We start from the raw sequence: 21,509 nt of genomic DNA, 5'->3' as shown, positions 1-21,509 counted from the left end.
AGGGTGTCCGACGTGCCAGTGATCATGGATCGTGACGGGGTTGCGGAGCAGCTGGAGCCGTTCCGGCGGGAGCTGACGGCGTACTGCTACCGCATGTTGGGGTCGGCTTTCGAGGCCGAGGACGCGGTGCAGGAGACGATGGTCCGCGCCTGGTCGAAGTTCGACGGGTTCGAGGGCCGGGCCGCGTTGCGGACGTGGCTGTACCGGATCGCCACCAATGTGTGCCTGGACATGGGGCCGGCGGCGCAGCGGCGGGCGCGGCCGATGGATCTGACGTCGCCGTGCCCGGCGGGGTCGCCGGATCTGACGCAGTTGGAGGAGAACATCTGGGTGGGTCCGGTGCCGGACGGTCGGGTGCTGGCGGGGGATCCGGCGGAGGTGGCGCTGGGCCGGGAGTCGATCCGGTTGGCGTTCGTCTCGGCGTTGCAGAAGCTGCCGGCCCGGCAGCGCGCGGTGCTGATCCTGCGTGAGGTGCTGGCCTGGTCGGCGGCGGAGACGGCGGAGCTGCTGGAGACGTCGGTGGCGTCGGTGAACAGCGCGCTGCAGCGCGCCCGGGCGACGTTGGCGGACAGCGGCGCGACGGCGGGTGACACCTTCAAGCCGTTGGACGAGGCGCAGCGGGCGCTGCTGGCCCGCTACGTGCAGGCGTTCGAGTCGTTCGACATCGAGGGCCTGAAGCGGGTGCTGCACGACGACGCGGTGCTGAACATGCCGCCGTTCCGGATGTGGCTGCGGGGCATCGAGGAGCTCGAAGTGTGGTGGCGCGGTCCGGGTCGCGGGTGTGCGAACTCGCGGCTGCTGCCGGTGGAGGCGAACGGCTCGCCCGCGTTCGCCCAGTACCGGTCGGCCGAGGACGGCAACGGCTGGACGCCGTGGGCCATCACGGTGCTGGAGGTGGTGGACGGCCGGATCGCCACGATGAGCAATCACATGGACGTGGAGCGGCTGTTCCCGCTGTGGGGTCTGCCGATGCGGTTGACGGAGGATCCGCGGCTCTGACATCGCGTCAGCCCTCGTGGAGGGTGTCGGCCAGCCCGGTGAGGTCGAGCACCAGCCTCAGCCGGGGGCCGACGCTGCGCAGTACCACCTGGTGGCCCGCCCGCCGTGCGAGTACTCCCAGCCTGCAGAGGCGTTGGAGGTCGCCGGGGGCGGGCCGCAGTACGTTCCCGACCAGCAGGGCGATCCGGGCGGGCGGGCGGTGGGCGTCCAGCAGCGCGGTGAACTGCTCCTCCAGCGAGGGGCGGGCGGCGTGCTGCGGCGGTACGTCGAACTCGACGGTGTCTTCGGTGTGCATGCCGGTGATGACCGGTCGACGCTCGCGGACTCATCGGTGGAGCAACGGACGGGTCCGAGAAAAGTTTTTTCGGATTTCTTCGCCGGGACCGATGAGTTCGGTGCGCGGGCCCCGTCTGACCGGTTGTAAGCGAGCAACACACCGAGAACGAGCAAGGAGCACCACCCCATGAGGAAGATCACCGCCGGTCTGTTCATCTCCGCCGACGGCGTCGTGGAGTCCCCCGAGCAGTGGCACTTCAAGTACTTCGACGACGAGCTGGGCGCGGCGGTCGGGGCGCTGCTGGGCGCGTCGGACACCGTGCTGATGGGCCGCACCACCTACGACGTGTTCGCGGGCGCCTGGCCGGCCGTCGAGGAAGCGGGCGGCGAGGAGGCCGGGATGGCGAAGGCGATCGGCGACACCCGCAAGATCGTGGTCTCGCGCCAGGACCTCTCCTTCACCTGGCGCAACTCGGAGCAGCTGAAGGGCGGGCTGATCGAGGCTGTCACGGCGCTGAAGCAGGAGGAGGGCGGCCCGATCGGCATGTCCGGTTCGGTCTCGGTGGTGCGCCAACTGCTCGCCGCAGGCCTGTTGGACGAGCTGAACCTGTTCGTTCACCCGGTGGCCCGGGGCGCCGGGATGCGCCTGTTCGACGAGCTCGCCGGCCCGATCGAGCTGACGCTGCTCTCCTGCCGGGCCTTCGCCGGCGGCACCGTGCACATGGTGTACGGCCCGGCCGCGGCATAGTCGCCGATCGGCTCCCACTCCCTCCGGGCACTCGTGTCGTCGGATCGACCGACCGGGTGCCCGGAGGGGGACGGCTCGTATCCGAAGATTTCGGGGTGGCCCTGCCAAGGCTTCCCCAAGTGTCGGCAATCACAGCGCAATCTCGCCATCGAAGGTCATTTTCCGGTCGAGCACACCATTTCCTCACCGAATGACATCGCCAGCATTCGAACCTGTGGCAGGTTATGTCATGGCGCATGTGAAATATCACATGCGATACCTCACTACCACGTGCCTCAGCTGGGCACCACCACATGGAGGAGAACGCACGATGAACCGACGTTCGATCAAGGGACTGACCCTGCTCGCCGCAGGCATGGCCGCCGTCGGCGCCCTGACAGCCGCTCCCGCCCAGGCCGCCACCACTGCCACGACCACTGCCACGGAGACCTGCAGCCCCTGGTCGCTCCAGTCCGGGCTGATGACCCAGGTCTGCGCCTCGATCACCGGCGGCAGCGTCCAGTTCCTCGGTCGGGTCGCCCTGGCCGGCCCGCCCACCCCCGACTTCCCGCCGCAGCCCCAGGTGCTCTCCACCACGCTCTCCGGAACGGTCGTCGGCGGCTCCTCGCTCGGCTCGATCGCGCAGAACGTGAACTTCCTCGCGAGCACGGTCACCGTCAACGGCCCGACCGGCACCGTCGCCTGCGGTTCCACCGTCAGCGGCACCTTCGGCGTCAGCAAGTTCGGCTGGGGCCCGTCCCCGGTCACCGTCAACGCCGTGGTCCCCTGCTGACCCGAGCAGCAGTGAGCCGGGCCCGGGAGTCGCGACTCCCGGGCCCGGCCCGTGTTCTGCTCCTTCAGACCCGTTCGGCGACCTTCGCGGCCGGCCGGACCTCGGCGGCGGGCAGACCGGCGCCCTCCAGGTCCACGTCGGGGGTGATCCGGTCGAGCCAGCGCGGCAGACGCCAGGCGCGGGCGCCGAGCAGGGCCATCGCGGCGGGCACCAGGGTCATCCGGACCACGAAGGCGTCGATGAACACGCCGACGGCCAGGGCGAATCCGATCGACTTGATGATCGGGTCGTGGTTGAACACGAACCCGCCGAACACCGCGACCATGATCAGCGCGGCGGCGGTGACGACCCGTCCGCTGCGCGCGACGCCGTGCGCGACGGCCCCGGCGGCGTCGCCGGTGTGCTGGTGGTGCTCACGCATCCGGCTGACCAGGAACACCTCGTAGTCCATCGCGAGGCCGAACAGCACGCCGATCAGCAGCACCGGCAGGAAGCTCGTCACCGGCGCGGCGGACGGGATGTCGAGCAGGCCGTTCAGGTGGCCGTCCTGGAACACCCACACGGTGACGCCGAGCGCGGCGGCCACCGACAGCAGGAACCCGAGCACCGCCTTCAGCGGCACCAGCACCGAACGGAACGCGACGGTCAGCAGGGCGAGCGCGAGGACCACGATCAGGCCGACGAACAGCGGCAGCGCGTCGGCGAGCTTGCCGGACACGTCGATCGCGGCGGCGGTCGCCCCGGCGATGTACAGCGTGCCGCCGCTCGCGGTGACGTCCGCCTTGTGGGCGCGCAGCCGGTCGACCAGGTCGCTGGTGGCCCGGTCGTCCGGCCCGGTGCGGGGGACGACCGGCACGGCGACGGTGCTGCCGTCCGCGTTCGCCGTCGGCCTGCCGACGGCGGCGACGCCCGGGTCGGCGGAGAGCGTGGCGTGCAGCTCGGTGAGCGCGGACTCGCGCCGGTCGGCCGGGATGCCGGTGGCGTCGACCACGGCGACCAGGGTGGCGTTGAAGCCCGGGCCGAAGCCCTCGCTGAGCAGGTCGTAGCTCTTGTGCTGGGTGCTGGCGGCGGGCTGCAAGGCGTTGCCGGGCAGGCCGAGCCGCAGGTCGCGGGCGGGCAGCGCGAGCGCGAGCAGCCCGACCACACCGACCAGCAGCACCAGCAGCGGCTTGCGGGTCACGGCGCGCGCCCAGGCCGCCGACCAGGAGCGAGCCGGCTTCGCGGCGGCCTTCTCGGCGGCCTTCGCCTTCGGCCGCGGCCGCAGGCGTTCGCCGAGCAGGCCGAGCAGCGCCGGTACCAGGGTGACGGCGACCAGCACGGCGAGCAGCACGGTCGCGGCGGCGGCCAGGCCCATCACGGTCAGGAACGGGATGCCGGTGACGGCGAGCGCGGCCAGCGCGATGATCACGGTGGCGCCGGCGAACACCACGGCGCTGCCCGCGGTGGCGGTGGCGCGGGCCGCCGACTCCTCGATCTCGCTGCCGGGTTCGGCGAGTTGCTCGCGGTGCCGGGCGATGATGAACAGCGCGTAGTCGATGCCGACGGCGAGGCCGATCATCAGCGCGAGCACCGTCGCGGTGCCGGTCATCTCGACCACGTTGGCCAGCAGTTGGGCGCCCAGCACGCCGATGCCGACGCCGACCAGCGCGGTCAGCAGCGGCAGCCCGGCGGCGACCAGCGAGCCGAGTGCGACGGCGAGCACGGCGAACGCGACCAGCACGCCGATCACCTCGGCGGGGCCGCCGACCTCGAAGGCCGGTTCCATCACGCTGCCGCCGAACTCGGCCTGCAGTCCGGCCTCGCGCAGCGGCGCGGTCGCGTCGGTCAGCGCGTCCTTGGCGCTCTGCGGGACGTCGTGCGCGGGGCGGTCGAACTGCACGTCGGCGAAGGCGATCCGCAGGTCCGGCGAGACGCTGTGGCTCTCGAACGGGTCGGCGACGTGCACCACCCCGGGTATCCCGGCGGCCCGGTGCAGGCTCTCCCCCACGGCGGCCCTGGCGGCGGGGGTGTCCAGGCGCTGGCCGGCGGGCGCGGCCATCACCAGGCGGGCGGTGCCGTCGACGGACTCCGGCAGCTTCCGCTCCAACAGCTCCTGGGCCTGCTGGGACTCGATGCCGGGGACGGTGAACTCGGTGCTGGTGGGCCCGGCCAGGGTGGTGCCGAGGGCGCCGATCGCCGCGAGCAGCAGCAGCCACAGGCCGATCACCCGGCCTCGGCGGCGGACCGCCCATCGTCCCCATGCGTACAGGACCGACGCCATCGCGCCCCCTCGTGCTCAGAACCAGTGGATTTTTGCACCCTAAGGTAACTTTGCAGTCGACTGCAAAATTACTGCCACCGGTAAAATCGGCTACCATGCCTCGCATGACCGAGGGAGCGAGGGAACGCGGCAAGGCCCGCCGCCGGGAGGCGATCCTGCGAGCGGCCTACCAGCTGTTCGCGGAGCGCGGCTTCGAGGCGACCACGATCGCCGACATCGCCGACCGGGCCGAGGTGTCGGCCCGGACCGTCACCCTCTACTTCCCGACCAAGCTCGACCTGGCGACCTCCCACCTCGCCGAGTTCACCGACCGCCTCGGCCACGCCCTCAACCACCGCGAGGCCGGCACCACCACGCTGGAGGCCCTGGAGCACTGGCTGCGCGCCGACCTCGCCGAGAACCCCGGCGACAGCGAGTTCGACGCACTCTGGGAGACCATGCTCGACCGCAACCCCCAGCTGCGCGCCGTCGCCAACAGTCGCCTCACCGAGGCGATCCAGGAGGGCGCCCGGATCTTCGCCGCCGAACGCGGCGACGCCCCCGACGACTTCGGCCCCCGCATGGTCGCCGCCACCGCCGCCGCCGTCGTCTGCGAGCTCTACCTCCGCCCGACCGAGGCCCACCTGGACGCCGCCATGTCCTTCCTGGCCGCCGGCATCGCCACCCTCCCGCCCGGCCAGCTCTCCTGACGGACCCTCGGCCCCACCGCCACGCGGCAGGGCCGGGGCGCCCGCTCAGGCGAAGAAGCCGCCGTCCACGGCCAGCACGCTGCCGGTGATGAACGCGGCGGCAGGGGTGGCCAGGAACACCACAGTGGCAGCGAGCTCCTCGGGGCGGCCGTAGCGGCCGAGCGCGTTCAGGGCGCGCTGGGCGTCGGCGCTCGGGCCGTCCTCCGGGTTCATCTCGGTGTTCACCGAGGCGGACTGCACCACGTTGACGGTGATCCCGCGCGGGGCGAGCTCCAGCGCGGCGGCCCGGCTGTACGCGGTGACGGCGGCCTTCCCGGCCGCGTAGTCGGCGGTGCCGGGCCGGGTGGGGCGGACGGCCAGGTTGGAGCCGATGGTGACGATCCGTCCGCCGTCGCCCATGACCGGTGCGGCGGCCCGGATCGCGGCCGCGACCCCGCGCACGTTGATGGCGTACTGCCGCGCCAGCGCCTCCTCGTCGACCGGCTCGTCGACCAGGCCGGTGGCGATCACACCCGCGTTGTTGACCAGGACGTCCAGCCGCCCGAAGTCCGCCGCGACGGCGCCGACCAGCTCGGCGACCTGCGCCGGGTCCGCCTGGTCGGCCTTGTACGCGACGGCCCGCCGCCCGAGCGCCTCGATCTCCCGGACCACCGCCTCCGCGCGCGGCGCCGATCCGCTGTGGCTGATCGCCACGTCCGCCCCGGCCGCGGCCAGCGCCAGCGCGGTGGCCGCGCCGATGCCGCGCGAGCCGCCGGTGACCAGTGCGGTGCGGCCGGCCAGTACGTCGGGCGCAAAGGTGGCAGTGGTGAGCGTCATGACGGTTCCCCTCCGATATCTGTACCGCTCGGTACACATCAGGGACGCTATCATATCGATCGGTACAGAACTCGACCGAAACCCACGGAAGGCAGGGCGACATGACGGGCCGTCCGCGCGCGTTCGACCTGGAGGACGGGCTGGAGCGCGCCATGCAGGTGTTCTGGCGGCACGGCTACGAGGGCACCGCGCTGTCCGACCTGACGGCGGCCATGGGCATCAACCGGCCCAGCCTGTACGCCGCGTACGGCAACAAGGAGGCGCTGTTCCGCCAGTGCCTGGACCACTACCACCGCGGGCCGGCTCGACACGTCCGGGAGGCGCTCGACGAGCCCACCGGCCGGGCTGTCGCCGAACACCTGCTGCGCGGCACCGTCGCCGCGGTCACGCACGAGGAGAGCCCGGGCTGCCTGCTGGTGCACGGCGCACTGGCCACCGGCGAAGGCTCCGCCGCCGTCCGCGCCGACACCGCCGCCCGCCGCGCCGAGGGCCGCGCCGCACTCCGCGCCCGCCTCGAACAGGCCGCCGAGGCAGGCGAGTTGGCGCCCGGCACCGACCCCGCCGTGCTCGCCGACTACCTGACCACCCTCACCCACGGCCTCGCCGTCCGCGCCTCCGACGGCACCCCGGCCGAACACCTGCACCGCATCGTCGACTTCGCCCTGAACACGTGGCCCGCCGCCTGACGGCGCATCAGCTCGCTCAGCGGCGTGCGCGCGAGCCGTCTTGCGCCCGGCGCGCGCACTGAGCCCACAATCGGAATATGTGATTCCGCACGCCTCTGGTGAACGGCGTGTCGCTGACAGGACGATGGCTCACGGCCCGCTGACGCCTCGTCACCCCACGGCGCGCCACGGGCCGGAGCCGGGCCCCCACCCGGACTCCGTGCGCCCGCTCCGCCGTCCCGCGGTCCGGGCAACCCGCCTGGAAGGACGTCCATGTCTCACCGCCCCACCACCGCGCTGCGCCTCCTGGTGCCGGCCCTGCTCGCCGCGGCCGGCATCGTCCCGCTCACGGCGGGAGTCGCCTCCGCCACGTCGCCGATCTGCCTGAGCGGCAACCTCCAGTACGACTACCAGTCCGCCGAGGCGGGCACCTCCAAGCCGACCCTGACCAAGGCCGCCCGCAACGCCACCGTCGAGCTGTGGGGCCGGGAGAAGTCGACCGACACCGACCACAAGCTGAACACCGACACCCAGCTGACCGGCGCCGCCGACGGCTCGTTCAACCTCTGCTACACCCCGGTCACCACGACCTCGATGGATCACCTGTACGTACACTTCGCCGCCCAGAACAACCACGTCTGGCGGACCGCCGACAACACCGGCACGGTCTACACCTTCAACACGCCGACCCTGTCGAACATATCGACCGGCGTCGCCCTCGGCGCCGTCAAGCCGACCACCGCGCAGCGCGCCTGGCACGCCTTCGACACCGTCAACCTGCTCTGGTCGCGCCGGGCCAACTCCACCACCCCGTGCTGGACCACGAGCGAGGCGAACGCCGCCACCTGCACCATGCTGACCGAGCAGTGGTACGCGGGCTCCACCGACGGCGCCTGGTACGACCTGTCGAACACCCTGCACCTGGCCGACGCCGACCCGGACTCCGAGCACACCGTGCTGCACGAGACGGGGCACTTCTTCCAGCAGCGGCTCTACAACGGCACCTTCCCGGCCGTCACCAACTGCAACCCGCACTACATCCAGTACACGTCCTCCGCCACCTGCGCCTGGACCGAGGGCTTCGCCGACTCGGTCGCCGCCTACCTGGAGGGCGACCAGCGCTACGTGTGGTCGGACGGCTCGTCCTACCCGTTCACCGCCGCCTACGGCTGGCAGACCGGCGACCAGGTGCAGGGCAACGTGGACGGCGCGCTGCTCCAGCTGTGGAACCAGGTGGACGGCAGCTGGGACCGCACGATCGCCACCCTGACCTCGCACACGCCCGCGACCTTCGGCGACTACTTCAAGAACGTCCGTCCGACGGCCGTGCCACCGCTCTCCACCACCGGCGCCGCGCTGACCGCGCTGGACAGCAGCGCCATCAACTACGGCCCCACCGTGGTCGGTGACAACGGCTACCACGCGCTCAGCAACGGCGGCGGCGTCGCCCTCCAGCGCAACGGCACCTGCAGCGGCAGCATCCCGTCGGTGGCCGTGTTCGCCACCCTGAACACCACCATGGCCTCGCAGCGCTGGAAGTTCGTCGCCAACGGCGACGGCACCGTGCGGATCCTCGACAGCTGCCCGATCCCGCTCTACCTGACCGCACCGGCCGTCCCCGGCGGCCAGATCTCCCTGACGGCCATCAACCTCGGTGGCGCCAACCAGCGTTGGACGGTCACCCAGAACCCCGTCGGCACCTACACGGTGACCAACCCGGCCACCGGCTTCGTCCTGGACGGCAACGCCACCGCGGGCCAGGCGGTCACCGCCAACACCGCCAACGCGAACTCCGCCAGCCAGAACTGGGCGTCGGTCTTCTCCGTCTCCTAGCACCCCCGGAAACGCCGAACCGCCCGGGCCCCGCATCGTCTGCGGAACCCGGGCGGTTCTGTTGGAGGCTGCCGACCGTCAGGCGGCCTTCGCCTCCGTCGCCGGGGCGGGCTTCGGCGCGGTGCCGGTCGCCTTCGGCTTGCGGAAGAAGAAGTAGAGCGTCGGGGTCAGGTACAGCAGCCAGATCACGACCTGGACCACCGTCGGGTTCGGCTGGAAGTTGAACACGCCCTTCAGCAGGGTGCCGTACCAGCTGTCCACCGGAATGGTGGAGGAGATGTCGAACGCCAGCTCGTGCAGGCCGGGGATCCAGCCGGCCTCCTGCAGGTCGTGCACGCCGTAGGCGAGGACGCCCGCGGCGACGACCACCAGCATGCCGCCGGTCCAGGTGAAGAACTTCGCCAGGTTGATCTTCAACGCGCCGCGGTAGAACAGCCAGCCCAGCACGGCCGAGGTGAGCAGGCCGAGGATCGCGCCGACCAGCGGGTTCCAGCCGTCGCCGGTGGCCTGGACGGCGGTCCAGATGAACAGCGCGGTCTCCAGGCCCTCCCGGCCGACGGCCAGGAAGGAGGTGACCACCAGGGCGACGGTGCCCATCGCCAGCGCGGCGTCCAGCTTGCCGTGCAGCTCGCTCTTCAGGTGCCGGGCGGTGCGCTTCATCCAGAACACCATCCAGGTGACCAGACCGACCGCGAGGATCGACAGGCTGCCGCCGAGCGCCTCCTGCGCCTCGAAGGACAGCTGGTTGGAGCCGAACTGCAGCACCGCGCCGAAGCCCATGGACACCGCGACGGCACTGCCGACGCCGATCCACACCGGGCCGAGCCGGTCCTTGCGGCCGGTCTTGACCAGGTAGGCGATCAGAATGCAGACCACCAGGCTGGCTTCGAGGCCTTCTCGAAGGCCGATCAGGTAGTTGGCGAACACGGCGGTTCTCCTCGGTGGGGGCGTGAGGGTGATAGGGGCGGGGGGTCAGCCGAACAGGGTCTGGCCCCACCACTCGCCGGGCTTGCGGACTCCGGGCGGGCAGGCGAAGTGGGCGGATCCGACGTGCGTGATGTACTCGTTCAGCTTGTCGCTCGCCGCCAGCTTGGTCTGCAGCGGCACGAACGCCTTGCGGGTGTCGCGCTGGTACGCCAGGAAGAACAGGCCGGCGTCCAGGCGGCCGAGACCGTCGGTGCCGTCGGTGAACGAGTAGCCGCGGCGCAGGATCATCAGCCCGTCGTTGCTGTCCGGGTGGGCCAGGCGCACGTGCGAGGTGGCGGGCATCGCGGCCAGGTCGGGCGCGTCACGCTCCTTCTGCTTTCCGTACGGGGCGCCTTCGATCTTGGTGCGGCCGAAGGTGTCCTCCTGGTCCTGAAGCGAGGCGCGGTCCCAGGTCTCGATGGTCATCCGGATCCGCCGGGCCACCAGGTACGAGCCGCCGGTCATCCAGTCCTGGCCGTCGCCGGGCGCCACCCACACGTGCTTGCCGAGCCCGTCCGCGTCCGTCCCGGCGATGTTGTGCGTGCCGTCCTTGAAGCCCATCAGGTTGCGCGGGGTCTGGCTGTCGGGCGTGGTCGACGAGGTCTTGCCGAAGCCGAGCTGCGACCAGCGGACGTTCACCACGCCCATGCCTATCCGGGCCAGGTTGCGGATCGCGTGCACCGCGACCTGCGGGTCGTCCGCGCACGCCTGGATGCAGATGTCGCCGCCGCTGCGGTTCGCCTCCAGCCGGTCGCCCTTGAACTTCGGCAGGTCCACCAGCGCCTCGGGCCGCTTCGCCTTCAGGCCGAACCGGTCCTGGCCGTCCTTCTCGAACAGCGTCGGCCCGAACCCGATGGTCAGCGTCAGCCGGGACGCCGGCAGGCCGAGCGCCTCGCCGGTGTCGTCCGGCGGCGACTGCGGGACCACGCCGACCGCGCCGCCGCCGACCTCACGGCCGCCGGTGATCGAGGCGGCCGCCTTCGTCCACTCCTTGAGCATCTTGACCAGTGCGTCGCGGTCCTCGGTGATCACGTCGAACGCGGCGAAGTGCAGCCGGTCCTGAACGGGCGTCGAGATCCCCGACTGGTGCTCGCCCCAGAACGGCACGTCCTGGCTCTGCGCCGCGGCGGCCGGCGTGTCGCTCCCCATGGTCGCGGCAGCCACCGTGCCCACCCCGGCCGCACCGATCGCGACACCCGCGCCGGCCCAGCCGATGACGGCCCGTCGGCTGAGCCCGGCCCGCTGCTGAACCCCACCGGTCTCGGCGGGAGCCGCCTGCTGCTCGTTCTCGGCGTCCATCTCTGACGTTCCCTCTCGGAAGTGACCTGCTCGGAAGTGACCTGCTGACAGCGGCTTAGCTTACGCTGCCCTTACTTCGCCTACGTGGGCTGTGTCGGTCACTTGACCACGACGGCGGCGGCCAGCTTCGACAGCGGCTCGCTCAGCGCGTTCACCGCGTCGGAGAAGGTCTTGCGCTCGCCCTCGGTCACCTTGTCGTACGAGGTGTAGGTGCCGTCGGCCTGGCGGTACTTGCCCAGCAGGCCGGTGATCTTCTCGAACTCGGCGTCCAGGGTCTTCGACAGCGTCGGGTCGTTCTCGGCGGCGACCGGCTTCAGCAGCTCGTAGGCCTGGCGGGCGCCCTCCACGTTGGCGGCGAAGTCCGACAGGTCGGTGTGGCTGTAGCGGTCCTCCTCGCCGGTGATCTTGTTCTTGGAGACCTCGTCCAGCAGCTCCTTGGCACCGTTCGCCATGCCGGTCGGGGTGATCTCCGCGCTCGGGACGCGCTTCTGCCAGTCCTTCAGGTCGGTCACCAGCTGGGCGGCGAGGGTCTTCTCCTCGTCACCGATCTTGCCGTCCGCCCACAGCGCCTTCTCCAGGCGGTGCCAGCCGGTCCACTGCTGACCGTCCTCCAGCGCGTCCTCGCGGGCGTCGGTCTTCGGGTCGATGTCACCGAAGCTCTCCGCCACCGGCTCGGTCCGCTCCCAGCCCAGGCGGGACGCGGCGAACAGCGACTTCGCCTTCTCCACGTCACCCGCGGTGATCGCCGCCGCGAACTGCTCCACCACCGGGATGGTGGCGTCCGCCTGCTCCTGCGCGTACTTCCGGTAGTCCGCGACCGCCTGCGTCAGCCGGTCGTCCGTCTTCGCCGGCGCCCCCGAGGCCGCCGTCACCGTGATCTTCTGCCGGATGCCGTCACCGGTCATGCCCGGCTTGCACGCCACCTCGTAGGTGCCAGCCTTGATCTCCGCGTTGATGCTCACCTTGGTGCCCGGGCCGATGTTCTCCCGCTCGGTGACGATCTTGTCGCCCTCGGCGTACACGTACACCTCGGTCGTCTTGTTGCCCTTGTTCGCCACCGCCAGCTCGACGTGCCCGGCCGGGAACGAGGTCTTCGACAGCTCGCACTTGCTGTCCGTCGCCGTCACCTGCACCGGCCCGCTGCCGTCCGCGGACACCTTCCCGTCGTCCTTCTTCGAGCACCCCACCAACGCGGCACTCGCCACGGCGAGAACGAGGAAGGTCGCGGCAGTCGTACGGCGGGCGGGCATGCTCACTCCAGGGACGAAGGTACGGCGGACTCCACGGACACCCGAGGCTGTTCCCCGGCGCCGCTCAGTAAGCTAAGGCATACCTTATGTCCCCCATCCCCCGGGGTCGAGACCATCCCTACCCGCCCCCTCCCCCGCCACCCCACACATTTCGGCCAACCTCCCCACCCATCACGCCAGTTCACCCCCACCCCGACCGCCCCACCCCACCCCACGATGTGACCGGGGCCACGCCCCGACTCGGCGTCAACTCCGGTCGCACCACGACACGAACCGCCCCCGGAGCCCGAAGGCCCCGAGGGCGGTCGCTTCACCGAACGAGCGGTAACTGCGTGGGTGTTACCCCACGAACCGGTCCGCGTTCGCGCGGCGCCGTGCCCGGTACAGCAGCACACCGCCCAGCGTCAGCAGCCCGCCACCGGCCAGACCCACCGCGCCGAGACCCGCGGGCGAACCCGTGTCCGGCAGGTGACCGCCCCCACCGCCGTGCTTCGGCGGCACCGTCGGACGGGGAACCTTCACGCAACCCTCGCCTTTCTCCTTCTCCGGGCACTCCGACACGGTCACGCACAGCGACACCGGCCGGCTCTCCACCAACTGCCCCTGCGGGTCACGACCCGAGGCCGTCGCCGTGTTGGTCACGTGACCGGCCTTCGCGTCCTCCGCCGTGACGACGTACGTGCCGCGGCACGTGGTGCTCGCACCCGGCTCCAGCGTCGTCGCATCGCAGGTGACGTGCGCGACCCGGTCGTCGTTGACGGACACATCCGTCAGCACCGTCGTCCCGGTGTTCGTCACCGTGTACGTGTACGTCACGGTGTCGCCCACCTTCGCTGAACCCGACACATCGGCCTGCTTGACGATCGACAGCGACGACGCACCGGAAGTGGTCTCCACCGTCACCTCGCTCGGCCCGCTCTCCACCGGGCGACCCTCCGGGTCCACACCACCCGCACGGGCCGTGTTCGTCACATGACCCGCCTCGACATCCTCCTCCGCAATCGTGTAACTGCCGTGGCACACCGTGCTCGCACCCGGATTCAACGTCGTCGCATCACAGGTCACCGACGCGACACGGTCGTCCGCAACGGTCACATCGTGAACGACCACGGCGCCCGTGTTGGTGACGGTGTACGTGTACCGCACCGTGTCACCCACCCGGAACGGACCGCCGGTGTCGGCCTTCTTCTCCACCGACAACTGGGCCTCGCCCACCACGGGAACATCCACCTCGCCCGGCGGGCTCACCACCGACTGGCCGTCGGGACCGACCCCGCTCGCGTGAGCGACGTTCTTCACATGACCCGCCTGAACATCGGCGGCGGTGATCACATACGTGCCGTGGCACGCCGTGCTCGCACCCGGGTCCAGCGTCGTCGCGTCGCAGGTGACCGATGGAACGTGATCGTCCACCACCACGACGCCGTGAACGACCACCGTGCCCGTGTTCGTCACCGTGTACGTGTACTTGACGGTGTCACCGACGTGGAACGGACCGCCGGTGTCGGCCTTCTTCTCCATCGACAACTGCGCCTCGCCCACCACCGGGACGGTCGCCTCCACCGACGGACTCACCACCTCCTGACCCCGCGGATCCGTACCCGCCGCATGAGCTGTGTTCGTCACATGACCGGCCTGCACATCGGCGGCCGTGATGACGTAACTGCCGTGGCACAGCGTGCTCGCACCCGGGTTCAGTGTCGTCGCGTCGCACGTCACCGAGGCCACGTGGTCGTCCACGACAGTGAGGTTGTGGACCACCGCCGTACCCGTGTTCGTCACCGTGTACGTGTAGGTCACGGTGTCGCCCAGGTGGAACGGGCCGGCACTGTCGGCGATCTTCTCGATGGTCAGCAACGCCTCGCCGACCACCGGGACGGTCGCCTCGACCTGCGGACTCACCACCGTCTGCCCCTGCGGGTTCGTACCTTCCGCGTGAGCCGTGTTCGTCACGTGACCCGCCGACACATCAGCGGCTGTCACCACATAACTGCCGTGGCACGTCGTGCTCTGGCCGGGGTTGAGAGACCTCGTGCCACACGTCACCGACACAACGTGGTCGTCCGCCACCGTGAGGTTGCTGACTGCCGCCGTACCGGTGTTGGTCACCGTGTACGTGTAAGTGACGGTGTCACCCACATGGAACGGACCAGCACTGTCAGCGATCTTCTCGATGGTCAGCCGGGCTTCGCCCACCACCGGCACCGTCGCCTCGACGGGCGGGCTCACCACCTGCTGGCCCTGCGGGTCCGTGCCCTCCGCGTGAGCGGTGTTCGTCACATGACCCGCCGTCACGTCGGCGGCCGTGATGACGTAACTGCCGTGGCACAGCGTGCTCGCACCCGGCGCCAGCGTCGTCGAATCACACGTCACCGACGCGACGTGATCGTCCACGACCGTGAGGTTTCCGACCGCCGCCGTACCCGTGTTGGTTACCGTGTACGTGTACGTAACGGTGTCGCCCACATGGAACGGGCCGACACTGTCAGCGATCTTCTCGATGGTCAGCAACGCCTCGCCCACCACCGGCACCGTCGCCTCGGCCTGCGGACTCACCACCGTCTGGCCCTGCGGGTCCGTGCCCTCCGCATGAGCGGTGTTCGTGACATGACCCGCCGTCACATCGGCGGCCGTCACCACATACGTACCGTGGCACAGCGTGCTCGCACCCGGGTTCAGCGTCGTCGTCTCGCACGTCACCGACACCACATGGTCGTCGGCGACCTTGAGAGCATTCACCACCGCCGTACCGGTGTTGGTCACCGTGTAGGTGTAGCTGACGGTGTCACCCACGTGGAACGGACCGGCACTGTCCGCCTCCTTCTGGAGGCTCAACTCCGCGATGCCCACCACCGGAACAGTGGCCTCAACAGGCGGACTCACCACCGCTTGGCCCTGCGGGTCCGTGCCCTCCGCGTGAGCGGTGTTCGTCACATGACCCGCCGACACATCAGCGGCCGTCACCACGTAACTGCCGTGGCACAGCGTGCTCGCACCCGGCGCCAGCGTCGTCGCGTCGCACGTCACCGAGGCCACGTGATCGTCCACGACCGTGAGGTTGTGGACCGCCGCCGTACCCGTGTTGGTCACCGTGTACGTGTACGTAACGGTGTCTCCCACATGGAACGGGCCGGCGCTGTCAGCGATCTTCTCGATGGTCAGCAGAGCTTCGCCCACCACCGGCACCGTCGCCTCGACCGGCGGACTCACCACCGTCTGCCCCTGTGGATCCGTACCCTCCGCATGAGCGGTGTTCGTCACATGACCCGCCGTCACGTCGGCGGCCGTCACCACATAGCTGCCGTGGCACAGCGTGCTCGCACCCGGGGCCAGCGTCGTCGAGTCGCACGTCACCGACGCGACGTGATCGTCTGCAACGGTCAGGGAGTTGACCGCCGCCGTACCGGTGTTGGTCACCGTGTACGTGTAGGTGACGGTGTCACCCACATGGAACGGGCCGGCGCTGTCGGCCGCCTTCTGGAGGCTCAACTCCGCGATGCCGACCACGGGGACGGTGGCTTCCGTCGGCGGGCTCTGGATCAGTTGGCCCTGTGGGTCCGTGCCCTCGGCGTGGGCGGTGTTCGTCACATGGCCCGCCGTCACGTCGGCGGCCGTCACCACGTAACTGCCGTGGCACAGCGTGTTCGCACCCGGGGCCAGCGTCGTCGAGTCGCACGTCACCGACGCGACGTGATCGTCCGTCACGACGAGCGCGCTCACCACCGCAGTCCCGGCGTTGGTCACGGTGTAGGTGTAGACGACCGTCTCACCGAGACGGAACGGGCCGGCGCTGTCCGGCGTCTTCGAAATGGTCAGCTGGGCGTCGCCCAGGATCTCGATGGTGGCTTCACCAGGGGGGCTCTGGACGGGCTGCCCCACGGGGTCGGTGCCGTTCGCGTGGGCCGTGTTGGTCACGGAACCGGCGGTCACATCGGCGGCGGTGATGACGTACGAACCGTGGCAGAAGGTGCTCTCGCCGGGGTTCAGCGTCGTCGTGTCACAGGTCACGGTCGGAATGTGGTCGTCCGCGACGGAGAGGTCGTGCACGGCGGCCGTGCCCGTGTTCGTCACCGTGTAGGTGTAGGGAACGGTGTCGCCCACGTGGAACGGTCCGGCGCTGTCGGCTGCCTTCTGGAGGACCAGTTCGGCCTTGCCGACCGTCGGAACCGTCGCCTCGGCGGGCGGGCTCACCACCGTCTGGCCTTGCGGGTCCGTGCCCTCCGCATGAGCGGTGTTGATCACGTGCCCGGCCAGGACATCGTCCTCCGTGACCACATAGCTGCCGTGGCAGAGCGTGCTCTGCCCCGGGTTCAGCGTCGTCGTGCCACAGGTCACGGACGCGACGTGGTCGTCCGCGACAGTCAGGTTGTGCACGGCGGCCGTGCCCGTGTTGGTCACCGTGTACGTGTAGAGGACCGTCTCACCGAGACGGAACGGGCCGGCGCTGTCCGCCGTCTTCTCGATGGTCAGCACGGCCTCGCCCACCACCGGGACGGTGGCTTCGGCCGGCGGGCTCTTCACGCCCTGGCCCTGGGGGTCGATTCCGTCGGCGTGGGCGGTGTTGGTCACATGCCCTGCCGCCACATCCGCCGCCGTGATCACGTAACTGCCGTGGCACAGCGTGCTCGCACCCGGCAGCAGCACCGCGGTGTTGCACACCACGCCTGCGACGTGGTCGTCCACCACCGTGAGGTTGTGCACCTCCGCCGTACCGGTGTTGGTCACCGTGTACGTGTAGCTGACGGTGTCGCCCAGTCGGAACGGACCGGCGCTGTCCGCCGTCTTCTCGATGGCCAGCACGGCCTCGCCCACCACCGGGACGGTGGCTTCGGCCGGCGGGCTCACCACCGTCTGGCCCTGCGGGTCCACCCCCTCCGCGTGGGCGGTGTTGGTCACCTGACCCGCCGCCACGTCAGCGGCCGTCACCACGTAACTGCCGTGGCACAGCGTGCTCGCACCCGGGGCCAGCACCGTCGAGTCGCACGTCACCGACACCACGTGGTCGTCGTTGACGATCAGGTCGTGCACGGGCGCGGTGCCCGTGTTCGTCACCGTGTACGTGTAGAGGACCGTCTCGCCGAGGTGGAACGGTCCGGCGCTGTCGGCCGTCTTCTCGATGACCAGCGCGGCTTCGCCCACCACCGGGACGGTGACCTCCGCCGGAGGGCTCGTCACCCGCTGCCCGTGCTGATCCGTGGCCTCGGCATGGGCGATGTTGGTGACGTGCCCGGCCTTCACATCCGCTTCCGTGATCACATAACTGCCGTGGCAGAGCGTGCTCTCCCCCGGGAGCAGCACCGTCGAGTTGCAGGTCACCGGTGCCACGTGGTCGTCGATCACCGCAAGGTCCTCGGCCGGGGCCGTTCCGGTGTTGGTGACGGTGTACGTGTAGGAGACCGTCTCGCCCAGGTGGAACGGACCGGCACTGTCGGGCGTCTTCTCGATCACCAGCAGGACCTCGCCGAACACCGGGACGGTCGCCTCGGCCGGCGGACTCTCCACCGTCTCGCCCAGCGGATCGAGACCGCTCGCGTGCGCCGTGTTCGTCACATGGCCCGCTTTCACGTCCTCGGGCGTCACCACGTAGCTGCCGTGGCAGGTCGCGATCTGTCCCGGGTCCAGTACGGTCGGGGCGCACGTCACCGACGCCACGTGGTCGTCGTTCACGATCAGGTCGTGCACCGTCGCGGTGCCCGTGTTGGTCACCGTGTACGTGTAGTCGACGACCTCGTTCAGGTGGAACGGGCCGGGGTTGTCGGGCTTCTTCTCGATCGTCAGCTTCGCCACGCCCACCACCGGGACGGTCGCCTCGACCGGCGGGCTCACCACGTGCTGGCCCCCGGAGTCGGTGCCCTCCGCGTGGGCGGTGTTCGTCACATGGCCCACCGGCACGTCCGCGGCCGTCACCAGGTAGCTGCCGTGGCAGAGCGTGCTCTCCCCCGGGTTCAGGTCCGTCCGGTCGCAGGTCACCGACGGCACGTGGTCGTCGATCACGACGATGTTGTGCACGGGCGCGGTGCCCGTGTTGGTGACGGTGTACGTGTAGAAGACCGTGTCGCCTTCGCGGAACGGACCGGGGGAATCCGGCGTCTTCTCGATGGCCAACGCCCCGGCGCCGGCCACCACGACGCTCGCCTCCGCCTGCGGCGTGGTGTGCACGGTGCCGTCCGGGGTGATGTAGGTGGCCGAGACGGTGTTGACGGTGTCCTGGGTGACGCCGGGTAGGTCGCAGAAGATCTGGTGGTCGGTGCCGGCGGGTAGGTCGAACGGGCCGCCGGCCTCGCAGGAGGGCGTGACGGGGTCGGTCAGGGTGACGCCGGCGACGTCACTGGGGCCGGGGTTGGTGACGGTGATGCGCCAGAAGGCGGTGCCGCCCGGCGGGATGGTGGTTGTGCTCCCCCATGGACCTGGGCCGCCCGGGCCGCAGTCGCCGGGGTTGGTCGAGGCGCAGACCTCCTTGATGATCTTCACCATCGGGGCGCAGTCCGGGCCCGGGTTCACCTGGAGGGTGACGGTGTTGGAGGCCACCGGCGTCTGGCCGTTGGTGACGGCGGTGGCCTGGTTGGAGACGGCGGTGACGGAGCAGTCGGCGGCCACCTTCGTCTCGAAGCAGATCTGCGGGGCGTCACCGACGAAGGTGACCTGCATCTGCGGGTTGCTGCCGGGCGGGAACGAGCCTCCGCCGAGCAGGGTGATGTTGGCGACGACCTGGATCGGCGAGTCGGCGATCGGGACGGAGGAGATGTCCGCCGTCTCCGTCGCGGGGTCGAACGGGAAGGTGCCGATGGTGCTGCCGTCCGCCGCCAGCACCGTCACCGAGGACTGGGTGAAGTCGACGGTGCTCGGATCGATGCCGAGGAGGCTGACCGCGCCGTAGGACCTGACGTGTCCGGTGGCCCCGTCGCAGTAGAACGCGGCGGGGTTGAGCACGGCCTGCGCCCTGGTCTTCTGGCAGGGCGAGGCGCCGGTGACGGGGTCCAGCGAGAACAGGTACCCGGTGTCGCCGAGGCTGTACTTGCACTGGCCGTCGTAGGCGTAGCCGTAGGGGCTGGTGTTGCCGCCGTTGACGTTGGGCGGGCCGTTGACGATGCCGCCCGTGCCGTACTGGGAGCAGGGGCTCTGGGTCGTCCAGTCGTAGCAGTAGGAGGTGCTGTTCAGGGTCGGGGTGACGCCCCGGTAGATCCAGAGCGGGAACTCGGTCTCCAGGTGGCCGTTGGGGGCGGTGATGGTGAGCGGCACCTGGAAGTTGGCCTCACCGGGTGCGACGTTGGTGCCGACCAGGGTGGTGAGGCCGGGGGGTGCGGCGATGGGGTTGCCGGCCAGGTCGAAGCACACGACGGTGCCGACCGGCGGGGTGACCTCCTGGTAGAAGCCGCCGACGATCGTGCAGACGCCGGTGACGGTGCCCGCCGCGTCGTGCACCTCGAAGACGTTGTCGGCCCGGGCGGGTTCGTCGGCGGTGGTCGGGGTGACCACGGTCTTCGGGGTGGCCCAGCCGGTGCACGCGGTGTTCGTGGACGGGTCGAAGCAGGACATCACCGTGGGCGCCGGGGCCAGTGTGTTGTCGGTGACGTAGATCTTTCCTTCGATCGTCCGCATGATGCCGGCGTAGTCGCCGCTGAAGGCGGTCTGGCCCTCGTTGGGCGGCAGGCCGATGTCGAAGGTGCCGCAGGGGGCGTTGGCGGCGGCGTCGTAGCAGAGGATCTCGCCGGTGCCGGACACCGCGTAGAGGTTCTGGTTCGGCGCCTGGACGACACCGCCCACGACCAGCCCGGAACCGGTTTGCAGCGCGGTGAAGCCGCAGCTGGCCTGGGCCTGGAGGTCGATGCAGCCGACACCGATCAGTCCCAGCGTGTCCCGGCTGATCGCGGCGTAGTACAGCTTGGAGCCGATCTGCACGTAGGTCGGGGTGCGGGTGCTGCCGAGGTCGCCGGTGGTCGCTCCGGGCACCGAGGAGTTCAGCGCCTGGGGCCAGGTGGCGGGGGCTCCGTCCGGGGTGGGGCAGGGGCCGTTGGTGAGCAGGTCGGTACAGACCACGCTCTCCGGGTTGGCGAAACCGTGGTGGTAGATGTTCCAGATCTCGGGCGTCTGGACGCCGTTGATCGTGGCGGTGTACAGGATCGGGGTGAAGCCGTCGCCGCCGGTGGCCGTGTTGATCGGCGTGAACGGCGGCGGGATCGATACCGCCAGGCCGGTCGCGGGCGACGCGAGCTCCGGGTTGCGGGCCTGGACGACGTTGGTCGCGACGCCTTGGTCGGTGCCGCTGAAACTCGCGCCGTTGTCGGTCGACCACTGCTTGGTGAAGCCGGGCGGCGCCTGAAGCGAGCCGGGCACATATGTCTGGCTCTGCGGTGAGCTGCCCGGTCCGCCCTGGATCACGTCGGTGATCGTGGCATCGACCGGGGCGCCGTCCGGATTCGTCGCGGAGACCACCCAGCGGACGGTGTCGCCGTGCCCGGTCTGGGTGGTGCTGCCGGTGACGAGGTCGGTTCCGGTCTTGGACAGCGTCACCGGCAGCTGACGGCCACTCGCAGCCGCCGGCGGGTGCGCGGTGGCGGGCCCCGCGAAAGACGCCGAGACCGTGGCGAACACGACGGCCAGCGGCACTGACGCCCGCGCGAGACGGCTGCGGATCGCCGCCGGCCCATAACGTCTGTGCGCGCGTTCGCAGGGGGGTCGACGGCGTCTCATGACGGGTCCTCTCGATCGATCTGACGGTGAGTCTGCGCACGCAGCGCACACGAGTGGCTACTCACCGCGACCATACAATCGAGCATCTCGTCTGAAAATCCGTCAAATACGCTCAATGACCCACACGCTGGACGCGTTCACTCCGGCGGCTCACCGACGCAGAACGAAGGCGCCCGCCGGCGGGGTCGCGCCGCGTGCAGTGACCTGCACGTGGAAGCGACCCCGCGGACGGGCGCCTGAGAGTC

13 protein-coding genes are annotated in these 21,509 nt (G+C 70.3%); 6 read left to right on the top strand and 7 right to left on the bottom strand.

Features of this window, described 5'->3' with window-relative positions; all coding sequences use genetic code 11:
• Positions 1-12 precede the first annotated feature (12 nt).
• Positions 13-999, top strand: coding sequence for a sigma-70 family RNA polymerase sigma factor (locus ACI1MP_RS36215; protein ID WP_380337486.1), 987 nt, complete (start codon positions 13-15; stop codon positions 997-999).
• A 7-nt stretch (positions 1,000-1,006) separates the two neighbouring features.
• On the opposite strand, the gene ACI1MP_RS36210 is transcribed toward ACI1MP_RS36215, so the two are convergent.
• Entirely contained in the window at positions 1,007-1,294 is a 288-nt protein-coding gene (locus tag ACI1MP_RS36210; RefSeq protein WP_380337483.1) for a hypothetical protein, read from the bottom strand.
• Positions 1,295-1,462: 168 nt separating this feature from the next.
• Between ACI1MP_RS36210 and ACI1MP_RS36205 the strand changes: the two genes are divergently transcribed.
• Entirely contained in the window at positions 1,463-2,023 is a 561-nt protein-coding gene (locus ACI1MP_RS36205; RefSeq protein ID WP_380337480.1) for a dihydrofolate reductase family protein, read from the top strand.
• Between the two features lie 310 nt (positions 2,024-2,333).
• Complete coding sequence (locus ACI1MP_RS36200) at positions 2,334-2,795, top strand: hypothetical protein (protein ID WP_380337478.1); 462 nt, start codon at positions 2,334-2,336, stop codon at positions 2,793-2,795.
• A 64-nt stretch (positions 2,796-2,859) separates the two neighbouring features.
• Here ACI1MP_RS36200 and ACI1MP_RS36195 read toward each other — a convergent pair whose 3' ends face one another.
• Entirely contained in the window at positions 2,860-5,055 is a 2,196-nt protein-coding gene (locus ACI1MP_RS36195; RefSeq protein ID WP_404870619.1) for an MMPL family transporter, read from the bottom strand.
• Between the two features lie 104 nt (positions 5,056-5,159).
• Between ACI1MP_RS36195 and ACI1MP_RS36190 the strand changes: the two genes are divergently transcribed.
• Complete coding sequence (locus ACI1MP_RS36190; protein WP_380337474.1) at positions 5,160-5,744, top strand: TetR/AcrR family transcriptional regulator; 585 nt, start codon at positions 5,160-5,162, stop codon at positions 5,742-5,744.
• A gap of 45 nt (positions 5,745-5,789) precedes the next feature.
• On the opposite strand, the gene ACI1MP_RS36185 is transcribed toward ACI1MP_RS36190, so the two are convergent.
• Positions 5,790-6,560, bottom strand: a complete 771-nt coding sequence (locus ACI1MP_RS36185; protein WP_380337471.1) for an SDR family NAD(P)-dependent oxidoreductase — start codon at positions 6,558-6,560, stop codon at positions 5,790-5,792.
• A gap of 101 nt (positions 6,561-6,661) precedes the next feature.
• Here ACI1MP_RS36185 and ACI1MP_RS36180 point away from each other — a divergent pair, with 101 nt between their 5' ends.
• Both ACI1MP_RS36180 and ACI1MP_RS36175 read left to right on the top strand, forming a co-directional pair.
• Positions 6,662-7,246 carry a TetR/AcrR family transcriptional regulator gene (locus ACI1MP_RS36180; protein ID WP_404870618.1) on the top strand — a complete coding sequence of 195 codons (585 nt, stop codon included), beginning with the start codon at positions 6,662-6,664 and terminating at the stop codon, positions 7,244-7,246.
• A gap of 252 nt (positions 7,247-7,498) precedes the next feature.
• Positions 7,499-9,058, top strand: coding sequence for an RICIN domain-containing protein (locus ACI1MP_RS36175; protein WP_404870617.1), 1,560 nt, complete (start codon positions 7,499-7,501; stop codon positions 9,056-9,058).
• A 78-nt stretch (positions 9,059-9,136) separates the two neighbouring features.
• Here the strand turns inward: ACI1MP_RS36175 and efeU are convergent, their stop codons facing one another.
• From efeU to ACI1MP_RS36155, 4 genes are all read right to left on the bottom strand, one after another.
• On the bottom strand, positions 9,137-9,985 hold the full coding sequence (gene efeU / locus ACI1MP_RS36170) for an iron uptake transporter permease EfeU (protein WP_380337465.1): 849 nt from the start codon (positions 9,983-9,985) through the stop codon (positions 9,137-9,139).
• A 45-nt stretch (positions 9,986-10,030) separates the two neighbouring features.
• Positions 10,031-11,323, bottom strand: a complete 1,293-nt coding sequence (gene efeB, locus ACI1MP_RS36165; RefSeq protein ID WP_043907332.1) for an iron uptake transporter deferrochelatase/peroxidase subunit — start codon at positions 11,321-11,323, stop codon at positions 10,031-10,033.
• Positions 11,324-11,421: 98 nt separating this feature from the next.
• Positions 11,422-12,573: an iron uptake system protein EfeO gene (gene efeO, locus ACI1MP_RS36160; RefSeq protein WP_100588400.1), complete on the bottom strand. Its 1,152-nt coding sequence runs from the start codon at positions 12,571-12,573 to the stop codon at positions 11,422-11,424.
• A gap of 339 nt (positions 12,574-12,912) precedes the next feature.
• Entirely contained in the window at positions 12,913-21,084 is an 8,172-nt protein-coding gene (locus ACI1MP_RS36155) for a hypothetical protein (protein ID WP_404870616.1), read from the bottom strand.
• Positions 21,085-21,509: the final 425 nt, after the last annotated feature.

The sequence above is a fragment of the Kitasatospora griseola genome (assembly GCF_044999035.1).
Taxonomy (GTDB): domain Bacteria; phylum Actinomycetota; class Actinomycetes; order Streptomycetales; family Streptomycetaceae; genus Kitasatospora; species Kitasatospora griseola.
Note: the sequence above shows the minus strand (reverse complement) of the source record. Positions and strands in the feature narration are given on the sequence as shown.